The organism is Vibrio chagasii (assembly GCF_024347355.1).
Lineage (GTDB): Bacteria > Pseudomonadota > Gammaproteobacteria > Enterobacterales > Vibrionaceae > Vibrio > Vibrio chagasii.
This window is the reverse complement of the sequence record NZ_AP025465.1, coordinates 1,205,656-1,218,788: the sequence shown is the minus strand read 5'-3', so window position 1 is coordinate 1,218,788 and position 13,133 is coordinate 1,205,656. Positions and strand designations below refer to the sequence as shown.

General features: G+C 44.8%; 9 protein-coding genes. 2 read left to right on the top strand and 7 right to left on the bottom strand.

Annotated features, from left to right (window positions below; all coding sequences use genetic code 11):
* Nucleotides 1-73: 73 nt before the first annotated feature.
* On the bottom strand, nucleotides 74-1,690 hold the full coding sequence (locus OCV52_RS05630) for a methyl-accepting chemotaxis protein (protein WP_137407785.1): 1,617 nt from the start codon (nucleotides 1,688-1,690) through the stop codon (nucleotides 74-76).
* Between the two features lie 174 nt (nucleotides 1,691-1,864).
* Nucleotides 1,865-3,298 carry a sodium-dependent transporter gene (locus OCV52_RS05625; RefSeq protein WP_105059285.1) on the bottom strand — a complete coding sequence of 478 codons (1,434 nt, stop codon included), beginning with the start codon at nucleotides 3,296-3,298 and terminating at the stop codon, nucleotides 1,865-1,867.
* 366 nt (nucleotides 3,299-3,664) lie between these two features.
* On the opposite strand from OCV52_RS05625, the gene cls reads away from it, so the two are divergent.
* Together cls and OCV52_RS05615 are read left to right on the top strand one after the other, a co-directional pair.
* The gene (cls, locus tag OCV52_RS05620) at nucleotides 3,665-5,119 is read left to right on the top strand and encodes a cardiolipin synthase (protein WP_137407786.1); all 1,455 of its coding nucleotides are present in this window, start codon (nucleotides 3,665-3,667) and stop codon (nucleotides 5,117-5,119) included.
* 180 nt (nucleotides 5,120-5,299) lie between these two features.
* Complete coding sequence (locus OCV52_RS05615; protein WP_137407787.1) at nucleotides 5,300-6,484, top strand: cystathionine beta-lyase; 1,185 nt, start codon at nucleotides 5,300-5,302, stop codon at nucleotides 6,482-6,484.
* Nucleotides 6,485-6,595: 111 nt separating this feature from the next.
* Here OCV52_RS05615 and OCV52_RS05610 read toward each other — a convergent pair whose 3' ends face one another.
* The 5 genes from OCV52_RS05610 to OCV52_RS05590 all read right to left on the bottom strand — a co-directional run bounded on the left by OCV52_RS05610 (nucleotide 6,596) and on the right by OCV52_RS05590 (nucleotide 13,133).
* Complete coding sequence (locus tag OCV52_RS05610; RefSeq protein ID WP_137407788.1) at nucleotides 6,596-7,066, bottom strand: hypothetical protein; 471 nt, start codon at nucleotides 7,064-7,066, stop codon at nucleotides 6,596-6,598.
* Nucleotides 7,057-8,028, bottom strand: a complete 972-nt coding sequence (locus tag OCV52_RS05605) for a winged helix-turn-helix domain-containing protein (protein ID WP_137407789.1) — start codon at nucleotides 8,026-8,028, stop codon at nucleotides 7,057-7,059. The genes OCV52_RS05610 and OCV52_RS05605 overlap by 10 nt, the downstream gene beginning before the upstream one ends.
* Nucleotides 8,029-8,137: 109 nt before the next feature.
* Entirely contained in the window at nucleotides 8,138-8,704 is a 567-nt protein-coding gene (locus OCV52_RS05600) for a DNA-3-methyladenine glycosylase I (protein ID WP_137407790.1), read from the bottom strand.
* 240 nt (nucleotides 8,705-8,944) lie between these two features.
* A complete protein-coding gene (locus OCV52_RS05595; protein WP_137407791.1) occupies nucleotides 8,945-12,055 on the bottom strand; it encodes an efflux RND transporter permease subunit in 3,111 nt (1,036 codons plus the stop codon).
* On the bottom strand, nucleotides 12,048-13,133 hold the full coding sequence (locus OCV52_RS05590) for an efflux RND transporter periplasmic adaptor subunit (RefSeq protein ID WP_137407792.1): 1,086 nt from the start codon (nucleotides 13,131-13,133) through the stop codon (nucleotides 12,048-12,050). Before OCV52_RS05590 ends, OCV52_RS05595 begins: the two co-directional genes overlap by 8 nt.

Sequence of the window (13,133 nt, the reverse complement as noted above, 5' to 3'; positions counted from 1 at the left end):
TAAACATTGAATCGTTGGGCTTGTTTCTCGCTGTCTGCATTTAAGGGTAGGTTTTAACCCCTATCAATAGAAACTAAGCGAGCTTGAACTTACCAACCAAAGCTTCTAGCTCCGCAACCTTACCGTTCAAACCTAAAGTGTTTTCTGAGCTGCGTGTTGCTAGTTGCATGGATTGCTCAGAGATATCGCTGATCGCCGTAATGTCTGCAGCAATTTCTTTGGTCACAGCGGTCTGCTCTTCTGCTGCGGTCGCAATTGAGTTAACCATACTTTGCACGTTGCCCGCACCGCTTACAATCGCTTCTAAAGCAGAAACCGCACCAGAGCTTTGCTCAACACCAATCTCGACCAAACGGCAGTTATCTTGGGTATAAGTCACCGCTTCTTGAGTACCAGACTGAATCGATTGGATAATGCCAGACACTTCTTGTGTCGCTTTGGTTGTTCTCTCAGCTAGCGCCCGCACTTCATCGGCAACCACAGCAAAACCACGACCAAACTCACCCGCACGTGCCGCCTCAATCGCCGCATTCAGAGCCAATAGGTTCGTTTGCTCAGCAATGTCTTCGATAACTTTGATAACGCTACCAATCTGCTCACCATGAGAGCCCAAAGTATTCATTTGCAGTGACATATCACTCATTTGAGTCGACACCTGTTGAATACTCGCCACCATTTCGACAATCACATTACGCCCATCTTCTGCAGACGTTTCAGAGCGGCGGGCTTCTTCATAAGTAGACGTACCCTGCTGTGCCACTTCTGAAATGGTCAAGCTTAACTCTTCAGAAGCCGTTGCAATCAAGTTCGCTTTGTCAGCTTGAGCGGAAGCTCCCGTGACGATGTCTTGGCTAATAGAAGATAGTTCGCCCGTAACAGATTGAACTTCGTGTGTCACAGAAGAAATAGAGCCGAGTAAGTCCACTAACGACTTCTGCATCTGGTTAATCGAGCCAGCAAGATCAGCAAGTTCATCACCAGATTCATCGGTAATGTCACCTGCCGTTAAATCACCATTTGCCACGCGGCGTGCCACTTGTTCAACACGAGTCAGACGGTTAGTGATAGAACTCGACAACATATACGCGATCACACAACCGAAGACGATAGCAATCGCAGACAACACCATAATAGTGCGTTCAATAGTAGTAAATGTATCGGTGAGTATCAGTAACGACTGCTCGGTATCCGCTCGCTCACTTGCAGATGCTTGATCCAGTAAGTTTTCAATGGGTATCAAGTTGGTCTCGTATAGAGAACGCAGCTGTTGAATGTTGGCTAATAGCTCAGACTGATCATTGATCTTAGGCACAAGCTTAGATTCAAACTCTTGGGTGAAGCGTCCCATTAACTCTTCAATACGCAGAATACGGCGATGATCTTCAGAGCCTCTGCTTTCCAAACGTTTTGCCTGTTCAATAGCCTGAGCGAGCTCGCTCTTATTAGTGCGGTAGTCATTCAAAGCGTTATCAACCTGAGTAATTGCACCCAGCGCATCTCGGTATACATCACCCGCTTCATCAATCAGTACAAGATAGGTAACAGTCCCCGGAACATCGTCCATTCTAATTTCATCTGCGCTTTTATGGGCATCAATGACTTCAAACCAGACGATGGTAACTAAGGTAACAAGCACCGCCAAAATTGAACCAAAACCGGCATACAGTTTCTTTCTCACTGACAATTTCACACAACACCTACCTAAATAAACGACAGCTTATACAGCCTTAACATTTAATATATCGTCTACCAGAAGGATAACTTTAGTGAATACCAACGATTATTTTTTATCGATTATTAAGTTACAGGTACAAAAAAACGGGAGCCATTGCTCCCGTTTTTTCGTTATTTACTTAGCTTGCGATTATAGCTTCTTAGAGATAAGCGCAGAGCCAGCAATAATACCAATACCTAGTAGCATGATTGCACCTTTACCGCTGTCGAAGCCAGAAGAGATACCCATGAATGCAACGATTGCGATAGCTACTGGGATGATGTACTTAACTAGTGTGTACCATAGACCGAATAGTGGGAAAGATACTTCACCGTCGTTAGTGATTTCTTTTTCTAGGTCTGCTCGGTTTAGTCTCCAACCAGCGAAGATACATACCAACATACCGCCAACAGCTAGGAAGATCTTATCTGTCAGTAGGTCGAAGATATCAAATGCGCCCGTGTCGAATAGTGTTGGACCAACGCCACCTAGAGATAGAGAAGCGAAGATACATAGCGCAGCCATTACCACACTTGCAGACAGTACTGCTGTTACACGCTTCATGCCTTTCTCGTCGATTAGGTAAGAAACCACAACCTCTAGTAGAGAAACAGAAGATGTTAGAGCTGCAACACTTAGACCGATGAAGAACATAAGTGCGAATAGAAGACCAATTACGCCGCCCATTTCAGCAAATAGCTGAGGAACAACAACGAATACTAGACCTGGACCTGCTGCTGGTTCCATACCGAATGCGAACATCGCTGGGAACATTGCAACACCAGCTAGGATAGCAACACCTGTATCCATTGCTGTAACCATAGCGGTAGTTTGAACTAGGTTTTCTTTCTTCTTAAGGTAAGAACCGTAAGTCAACATACAACCCATACCTAAAGATAGTGAGAAGAATGCTTGGCCAAGTGCAGCTAGAATTACGTTGCTGTCTACCTTAGAGAAGTCAGGGCTGAATAGGAACTCAAGACCTGCCATAGAACCTGGAAGAGTCAGACCTTTGATCGATACCACGATAAGGATCAGGAATAGCAGTGGCATTAAAACCTTACCCGCTTTCTCGATACCGCCCGAGATACCTTTCATAACGATAACAACGTTAAGAAGTAGGTATAGACCCATCCACATTAGTGGTTGAACTGGGTTAGAGATGAAACCACCGAAGCTGTCACCGATTGCTTCAGGTGCGTCTAGAAGACCACCAGCAATCTTACCGATGTATGCGATAGACCAGCCGCCTACTACAGGGTAGAAACCCATGATAAGTAGACCACTTACTACGCCAATAACACCAGCGAACGTCCAACGACGGTCAGTTGATTTAAATGCACCTACTGCTGATTTTTGCGTATGACGGCCAATAGCAAATTCAGTCAGCATTACACTGAAACCGATGAAAATTACGAAAAACAGGTAAATTGCAACGAATGCACCACCGCCACTCTCGCCTGCTGTGTATGGGAATTTCCAAATGTTACCTAAGCCAACAGCAGAACCTGCTGCAGCCATTACGAATCCTAACTTCGAACCCCAGGTATCACGGGGTGTTGTGGTTGTATTACTAGTAGCCACGTTTACTCCAAAATTTGTGTTGTGTGATGTTGTGTTTTGCTTTGGGTGGCGTCTTTAAAAGATAAGGTGTAAAAACGAATTTACACACTTAGAAGATTTGATTGACGCTCTTTGTATAGCAAGTAAACCAGTTTAAGAATAAAATTGGAAGTCCGAACCGTACATATTTCGTTACCAATGTAAATTTTTATGGTTAAATGCCGCCTTTTCATACAAAACAATCGTTTTCGTCTTAAGTTAACCAAAACTTAACAACTATAACCTGCCTACAGCTTTTGCTCTAATTTGTAAATAGTTGATTCCTTAAATTCCCATATCCACAAAATAGCATTACTATCTAAGTGTCTCTTTTTTCGAGTATTCAATGTGGAAAAGCTCTACCATTTTTTAACTTTAGCCTCTGTCGCTTTGTACTGGGTCCTTGTAGCCGGTGTAACACTGCGTGTTGTACTAAAACGACGCTCTGTCAGCGTTTCTCTCGCTTGGCTAATGGTTATCTACATTATTCCAATTGTAGGTGTGGCTTGTTACTTCCTTTTTGGCGAGCTGAACCTCGGTAGAAAAAGGGCTGAACGTGCACATCGCATGTTTACTCCCTTTGGTGATTGGTTCCGTCAATTGAACGATTGCCAACTTCACCAACCAGGGAAAGTCGGCTCACCTATCCATAAGATTGACGAGCTTTGTAACAATCGAATGGGCATTCCTGCGCTCAGTGGAAACACTCTATCTCTACAATCTTCAACAAACGAGATCCTACACGCAATTATTGAAGATATAGAAAATGCCCAAACCAGTATTAAGATGGTTTTCTATATTTGGCACCCAGGTGGCCTAACAGACTCGGTTGCCTCTGCTCTGATTGGCGCAGCAAAACGCGGCGTAGATGTTAAAGTTTTGCTCGATTCAGCGGGTAGTCCACGCTTTTTCAAAAGCCATTGGCTACCAATGATGGAAGATGCCGGTGTGCAGGTTGTACAAGCGCTGGAAGTAAGCCCTTGGCGTATTTTCTTGCGACGCCTTGATCTAAGGCAACACCGTAAGATCATCGTGATAGATGAGACTATTGCCTACACAGGCTCGATGAACATGGTCGACCCTGCTCATTTCAAACAAAGCTCAGGAGTGGGTCAGTGGATCGATGTCATGGTCCGTGTGACAGGCCCAACCGTTAACGTACTCTCTGCAATCCATGGTTGGGACTGGGAAGTAGAAACCGGAGACCGCATTCTACCTGAACTGCCTGAATGTTCAGTAGAAGAAGCGGTGACGCATCATCCCGTACAAGTGGTACCGTCGGGCCCAGGTATGCCGGAATATTTGATCCTACAGGTTCTGACTATTGCGATTAATCAGGCTAACCATACCGTGCGTATTACGACCCCTTATTTTGTGCCGAGTGCGGACTTATTAGAAACACTTAAGATGACGGCTCAACGCGGTGTCAAAGTCGAACTCATCATTCCTCATAACAATGATTCGTTAATGGTGAAATGGGCCTCTCGCGCTTTCTATACCGAATTGCTCGAAGCCGGAGTTAAAATCTACGAATTCTATGGTGGCCTTCTTCATACCAAGTCAGTAGTCATTGATGAAGAGTTCTGCTTGATTGGAACGGTCAATATCGACATGCGCAGTTTATGGCTCAACTTCGAAGTGACGCTCGCGGTGGATGATGTACATTTCACTCAGAACCTCTCTGAACTGCAGAAATCTTACATCGATTCATCCCACTCAGTTGAGTTAGAGCAATGGGAGCAAAGAAGTTTACGCAACCGCTTCTTTGAAAGACTGTTCTATCTATTCAATCCTCTTCTGTAATTTAAGCGGTGAGCTGTAATAGCTCGCCGTTTCCCCATCGATCATTTTAATCTTTCGCTCTTTACTGAGTGAAAGATTAAAAATCGTAAGAAAAGCGTAAAAAACCCCGCTCCGCTCTTGCTTTGAATACTCTTGGCATGTTTTAAATAGGACATAACCGATTGATAAGGAATTCACAGCATGTCCGAGAACAAAACCACTAAACTGATCACAGCCGGTCGTGATAAGAAGTGGACCAATGGTGTTGTTAACCCACCAGTACAACGCGCTTCAACTGTCGTATTTAACTCAGTAGAAGAGAAGCGTAAAGCTACGATTAACCGCGCTAACAAGACCCTTTTTTACGGACGTCGTGGAACTAACACTCATTTTGCCTTCCAAGATGCGATGGTTGAAGTGGAAGGCGGCGCAGGCTGTGCACTCTACCCTTGTGGAACGGCAGCTATCTCTAATGCGATCCTTTCTTTTGTAGAAACAGGCGACCATATTCTGATGGTTGACACTTGCTACGAGCCAACTCGCGATTTCTGTGACACCATCATGAAAAAGATGGGCGTAGAAACCACCTACTACGAACCAACAATTGGCGAAGGCATCAAAGAGCTTATCAAGCCAAATACCAAGGTGTTATTTACCGAGTCTCCGGGTTCAATCACCATGGAAGTTCAGGATGTCCCTACACTCGCGCGTATTGCTCACGAGCATGACATCATCGTGATGTTAGACAACACGTGGGCTGCTGGTGTTAATTTCTCTCCATTTGATTTTGGTGTTGATATCTCAATTCAAGCGGCGACTAAATACATCGTCGGTCACTCTGATGTGATGTTAGGTACTGCCGTTGCCAACGAGAAGTGCTGGGATCAATTAAGAGAACAAAGCTACTTAATGGGCCAATGTGTTTCACCAGATGACGCTTACCTTGGCCTGCGCGGCATTCGTACCTTAGATGTGCGACTACGCCAACATGCGGAAAGCAGTTTAAAAGTCGCGAAGTGGTTAGAAACTCGACCTGAAGTAGACCACGTTCGTCACCCAGCTCTTGAATCATGCCCAGGTCATGAATTCTTTAAACGAGACTTCACCGGTGGTAATGGCCTGTTCTCGTTTGTGCTAAAGAATACGAATACACAAGCAACCACAGCGCTGCTTGATGGTATGAAACACTTCAGCATGGGTTACTCATGGGGTGGATTTGAGAGCTTAATTCTAGCGAACGAGCCGAGCAGCTTTAACAGCCTAAGAACAGTAGCGAATCCAAGCTTCGACGGTACTTTAATTCGCGTACATATCGGCTTAGAAGATGTTGATGATTTGATTGCAGATCTAGAGGCAGGGTTGGATCGCTACAGCGCTCTAGTTTAGCTAGAAACGGTATATTCAACATACAAAAAAGGCAGGATATTCCTGCCTTTTTCAGTTCCGCGCATCAGCAGCCTATAACTCCACAACTAACGCACAGTGCTTCGTAATTCATTATTGAACTTGGTAGCATGTCCAATTAAAGATTTCAGAGCGGTGTTCATTAAACAGATATAGGGACTGCTCCTGCTCTAAAATCGAGTAATCAATGGTCACTCCTTTGTACTCACTGTATTCCTGGTTAATGATCGGATCATGAAACGGAGTGGCGGTTCTCACGTCAATAATGCTCATCGACAAATGATCCCCGTCCAAACCATAGTAACCAGAATAAAGGTTTTCCATTGTGCCTTCGGTGCCGTCTTTCTCAGTGATCGCCACAAACTCTCTCATGCTAAAAGTTTGGTCAGACTGAAAAGTAATGCTCATACGCTCATAAAGCGATTGATAAGGTTGATATGCCTGAGATAAGAAATCCGTTTTTAGCGTTTTACAATGCCATCGAGTGCCCGCCAGTGCATTTTGGTCTAGAAAAAAGCTCGCCGAAGCTATTACCAATAAAATGAGTAAGCCAATTAATCGCAAAAGTAGCTCCTCTTTTCCATATGAGCGGCAAATGAGTCAAAAGACGTCTCTACATTGAAAATCGTCGCCCCGTAATTGAGAGCCTCGCCATCCTTCCTTTGAACTAACATGTACAAAGCATCGCTCTCTGGTTGGTCGACAGATGGATAAATACGAACAAACACATCCACGTTGCAGTGACTAGGTATCACACTGGTCAGCTTTTCTGTTATCGCTGGTAGCGAATAGGAATCTCCATGAACAATATGGAAAAAATAGTGGTTAGTATTGTCTGTGTAACTATCACGATATTCCGACTTATCAATAAAGTAAGGCGTTGGCTTGTAGTAAGTTTGAAATAGGTTGAACGCTGTAACGAGAACACAAATAAGTGCGACTATATAACCAGCTTTAATAGCGTGTTTATTGCTAGTAATACTTGATAAGCCAGGTACAACCGAACCGTACGCTTGATTTGAAGTTATAGGGTCCGAAGTGATAGTCGACGAGTTCTCTTCAGGCTCTTGGCTTGTCGTGGATGGTTTATTTGCTGGTGCAATCGACACTTCTTTAATAGCAGGCTTTGCTATCATACTCGCCACAGATGCAGACTGGGCTTCACCAAGGTCTGCTTGAGGCGTAGCTTGTTTTTTTGAACTTGTCTTTTTCGACTCGTCGATTTCAAGAGAATAGCCGGTTTTACTGACAGTGCGGATCGTTGCGCAGCCACAGGTTACCCTAGATAGTGTTTTTCTGATCTTTGAAATTACATTGGTAAGCGCTTGTTCCGAGACAATCACATTGCCCCAGCATCTATCAAATATCAGACCTCGTTCGATGCACTCGCCAACATTTTCAAGCAAGAATAGGAATACCTTACCTTCAAGTGGCGCGATAGTTTCTACGTGTCCATCTTCACGCACAAACTGCCTAAGCAAGGGATCATAACTAGCATCACATATTTGGTAGTTTTGTTGTTTCACTATCGTTTTCTATCTTTAAACTCGGTCGCATATAATATTGAATAGTTTATAAATGGCTAGTGAATTTTCCAATTTTCGAGCAATTATTTCGCGACGCTAAATAATACTTTTATTTGTAAGGACAACACACCATATGGTCATTAACCATACCGGTAGCTTGCATGAACGCGTAACAGATTGTTTCACCTACAAACTTAAAGCCTCTCTTTTTTAAAAACTTACTCATGGCTTTAGATTGCTCAGTAGAAGCAGGGACTTGTGACATCTCTGTCCACTGATTATCGATCACCTTATTATCAACAAATTGCCACAAGGCATTTGATAAAGAGCCGAACTCCTTTTGAAGCTCCAGCGCTGCACGAGCATTGTTGTACACGGAAGCAATCTTGCCCTTATGCCTAACCACATCAAAATTTTCAATGATATTGGGTACATTATCTTCATCGAGCTCGGCTAATTTGTGTAAGTCGTAGTTCTCAAATGCCGCGCGATAGCCTTCTCGTTTTTTCAGTATAGTAATCCAACTCAGACCCGCTTGAGCACCCTCCAAAGTGATGAATTCAAACAACACTTGGTCATCGTAGACAGGTACGCCCCACTCCGTATCGTGGTATTCCCTTTCAAGTTCGTGTTTAAGTGCCCATGCACAGGTTCTTTCCACGGTATTCGCTTCCATTTCGATAATCTCACTTAAGTAATACCAATCACAGTAAGTAAGTGATCATAAATAGCGCAGGAAAAAGGCTTAAGAACAAGGCCGAAATTTCCGATAAGTAGTTATTCTACAATCAAAATTTCTAACGCAGTTATTGAGCGTTTTAACCAGCTAGGATGACCAGTTATTTACTACGATTGGTATAAAAGTACATAAAAATAATGCCCCAGTTAGGGGCATTAGCTCAAAAGTAAATTAGAGTTACGCTACGTCAATTTTATGGAACAGGCGGTACAGTACCGGTACAACGATAAGCGTCAGTACCGTCGCAAAACCCAAACCAAACATAATGGTAACAGCCATTGGCTTGAAGAAAATATCAGGCAACAAAGGAATCATACCTAGAATCGTCGTAATCGCTGCCATACATACCGGGCGAACACGACTTAGTGCAGCATCAACAACAGCAACATAAGGATCCTTACCTGACTTCATCTCAATCTCGATTTGGTCAAGCAGTACGATACCGTTCTTCAAAAGCATCCCGGATAGACTCAAGAAGCCTAACAGAGCCATAAAGCCAAACGGGGTGTTTAAGGCCAACAAGCCAGTCGTTACACCGATTAAAGCCAGTGGTACCGTTAACCATACGATCAGCGGCTCTTTTACTGAGTTAAACAGGAACACGGTGATCAAGAACATGAACAAGTAGCCAAGAGGCATGGTTGTGAATAGTGACGCCTGCGCATCCGCAGATGACTCATACTCACCACCCCACTCAAGAGAATAACCCGGTGGCATCTCAATCGCTTCTATTTGTGGCTGTAGGCGCTTCTGTAGTGTAGAAGCGGTTTCTTCGCCCAGTAGGTCAGGATCCGCCATGACTGTCAGCATACGCTTACGATTCTTACGAATGATCAGTGGATCTTCCCATTCCAACTCATAACCCAAAGTCACTTGTTGCAGTGGAATGTATTCACTTAACGCAGGGCTCCAGATCTTCATACCTTCGATGTTACGAATATCGACACGCTCATCTTCTGGTAAACGAGCCACGATCGGCATCAGCGTTGTACCATCACGGTACACACCTATCGACTTACCAGAGAAAGACATCGCGAGGAAATCATCAACATCAGACTTAGTGATACCGTAACGACGAGCTTGGCTTTCGTTGAATTGAGGCTCTAGTACCTTAGTTCTTTCACGCCAGTTGTGGCGGACGTTAAACGCTCCGCTATCAGCGCGCATTACATCCATCACTTGTGCTGCGATTGAACGTAATACCGTTGGATCAGAACCTACAATACGAGCCTCAATCTTCGCACCGCCACCAGGACCTAACTCAATCTGTTTTAGCTTGTAGTCGATCTCAGGGAACTGACCATCTACGTGATCACGGAAGCGCTTCATTAACCCTTCAAGCACTTCGTAACTTTTCACACGAACCGTTATCTCGCCGTAAGCGCTATAACTTTTCTCAGGTGCGTAAGTTAGCATGAAACGTTGCAAGCCTTTACCTGCAGTCGTCGTGATATGTTCTACTTCGTCCTGTTCAGCCAGCCAACCTTCTAGCACTTTAAGCTTGGTGTTGGTTGCTCGAATATCGGTACCTTCTGGCATCCACACATCGACTTGGAACATCGGTGTTGTCGACGATGGGAAGAAAGCTTGTTTTACGAAACCAAAACCGTAAACACTCGCACCTAGACCTATGACTAACACAGCCATCGTCAACCATGCACGCTTCATACAGAACTCTAAAAAGTTCTTATAGATAACAAAGACCATCCCGTTATACGGATCTTTGCCCTCATTATCTGCATCGACCTTCTGACCTTTAAAGAAGATATCGGCAAAGAATGGCGTAATTGAGATAGCCGTAAACCAGCTCAACATTAGCGAGATAAGTAGAACCGTGAACAAGGTGCCACAGTACTCACCCGTCGAGTCTTCAGACAAACCGATAGGCGCAAATGCCGTTACCGCGATAACCGTTGCACCGAGCAATGGCCATTTGGTCTGAGTTACGATATCAGTCGCGGCCTGCATCCGGGTTCGCCCCTTCTGCGTGCCGATCAATATCCCTTCGACCACCACTATGGCGTTATCCACCAGCATCCCCAGTGCTATAACCAATGCACCCAGTGAGATACGTTGTAGATCGATTTTGAAGTACTGCATAAAAATGAAGGTACCAAACACGGTCAGTAGCAGTATCAAGCCAATCAACAGACCGGAACGCAGACCCATGAAGAACAGCAGCACCACGATTACGATCGCAACCGCCTGCCCCAAGCTCACCACAAAGCCGCTTACTGATTTATCTACTTCCTTCGGTTGGTTATAGACCTCTGAAATGTCGATGCCAACTGGCTGTTGGTATTTCAATTCAGCAAGTCTGCGGTCAAACGCTTCACCCACCGCGACCACGTTTACGCCTTGCGCAAAGGACACACCAAGGTTAAGTGCTAGTTTGCCGTTGTAGCCAATAATGTTAGTTGGTACTTCAACATAACCACGGGTTACCTCTGCCACATCTTTTAGGTAGATGAGGCCTTGAGCGCCACCTTCGGTTAGGATCAAATCACCCAATTGCTCTACGTTCTGGAACTCGCCCGTAGGATGGATACGAATGTATTCGTCACCAATTCTCACCGCACCCGCACTGGAAACAATGTTTTGAGTCGATAAAAGATTAAATACCGTGTTTGGCGAGATACCCAAAGAGCTGATCCGCTTCATCGAGATTTCGATGAATACTTGCTCTTGCTGCTGACCAGAAACAGAAACTTTACTGACCCCATCAACCAGTTCCAGCTCACGCCTTAAATAATCGATATAGTCCAACAGCTCTTTGTAGCTGTAGCCATCACCGGTTACCGCGAGCAAAATACCGTAAACATCACCAAAATCATCAATGACTTGTGGGTCGTTCACACCAGGCGGCAGTGACACTTTCAAGTCATTCACTTTTCGACGAAGTTCATCCCAAATCTGTGGCAGATCGTCTGGGCCATAGTTGTTCTTCATCGTTACCGTAACCTGAGACAGGCCACGACTGGAGATAGAGTTAACCTCATCAACATAGGTGAGTTGTTGGATTGCTTTCTCTAATGGATAGGTTACTTCCTCTTCTACTTGCTGAGGTGTCGCACCTGGATAAGAGGTGACAACCATGGCATCTTTGATGGTAAAGGCCGGGTCTTCTAGACGCCCCAAACCAAAGAAGGCAGAAACACCCCCAATCAGGAAGATCAACGAGAGCATCCAACTGATGACTTTATTGCGAATAAAGTAAGCCGCTACACCCGTGATCTGGTCATCACCCTGCTGAGCGTCATTCTGGGGCTTGTTATTTGCTTCACTCATTGTTCGCCTCCTGAGATAATACTTCCACTGTCATCCCATCTCGCAATCGCGATACGCCCGCTACAACTATATGTTGCCCCATATCTAATCCTTTGATTATTTGCAACGTTTTCTGGTTGGCTTTGCCTAATACCACTTTCTGCTTTGAAACTGTGCTGTCGTCATTAATGACCCAAACGAATGAGTTCTTACGAGTCAGTTCATCGCCGTCAGCATTGAATACCGCCTCAATAGGCACTAAAACACCGGCTTTCAGTTCTAAGCCAATATCTCGACCATGTGAGGTAACGTCGACCGCCATACCGTCCAGAATCAGATCGTCTTCGGGCATCGGTAGTGCCAAGGTCACGGTAAAGGTTCCGGTGCTTGGATCTGGCTCTGTTGTGAACTCTTTAATGCCAGCTGGGTACTCATTGCCACTTGGAACTCGCACCAAGGCCGTCACATTTTCAAGGATGGTTTCGCTAGGTTGATTCACGTAGATTTGATCAGGTAGCTGAATCACGACCTCAACATCCTCAACGCTGTGAATATTCACGATTTGCTGACCTACTTGAATGTTTTCAAATTGGTCGACACTGACACGGGAAATGATGCCATCAACGGGAGCTTTGAGCTTAGTGAAAGACAAGCGAAGCTTCGCCAGTTCTAACTCGGCGTATGCAATCTGACGTTGAGCGGCAATCTCATCAAACTGAGACTTCGCGAGTAAGCCCTTTTTCACTAGCGGTTTTGAACGCCTGAACTGGCTATTCACCACGGTATATCGAGCTTGAGCATTATCAACGTCCAATTGATAGTCCGTAGGGTCAAGCTCAGCAATCACATCCCCAGCTTCAACTCGTTCGCCCTCTTTAACATCGAGCCTGTATATCTCGCCCGCCACACGAAAGCTCAGATGTGCTTTTTCCGCCGCATTGGCAACAGCTGGGAAATAGAGTTTGTCATTGAAATCTAATACTGAAATCTCAATTGCTTTAACTAATGGAATGTTCTCGGCTTCTACTTGAGGCTTTTCTCCACAAGCAGTAAGTAAAGCTAAACATGACAGTCCTGTCGCTAATTTAAATGCACTCAT

Bases quoted from the DNA above. Each gene is read 5' to 3' on its own strand.
- OCV52_RS05590 (WP_137407792.1), bottom strand. From the start codon at position 13,133: ATGAGTGCATTTAAATTAGCGACAGGACTGTCATGTTTAGCTTTACTT.
- OCV52_RS05600 (WP_137407790.1), bottom strand. From the start codon at position 8,704: ATGGAAGCGAATACCGTGGAAAGAACCTGTGCATGGGCACTTAAACAC.
- OCV52_RS05595 (WP_137407791.1), bottom strand. From the start codon at position 12,055: ATGAGTGAAGCAAATAACAAGCCCCAGAATGACGCTCAGCAGGGTGAT.
- OCV52_RS05615 (WP_137407787.1), top strand. From the start codon at position 5,300: ATGTCCGAGAACAAAACCACTAAACTGATCACAGCCGGTCGTGATAAG.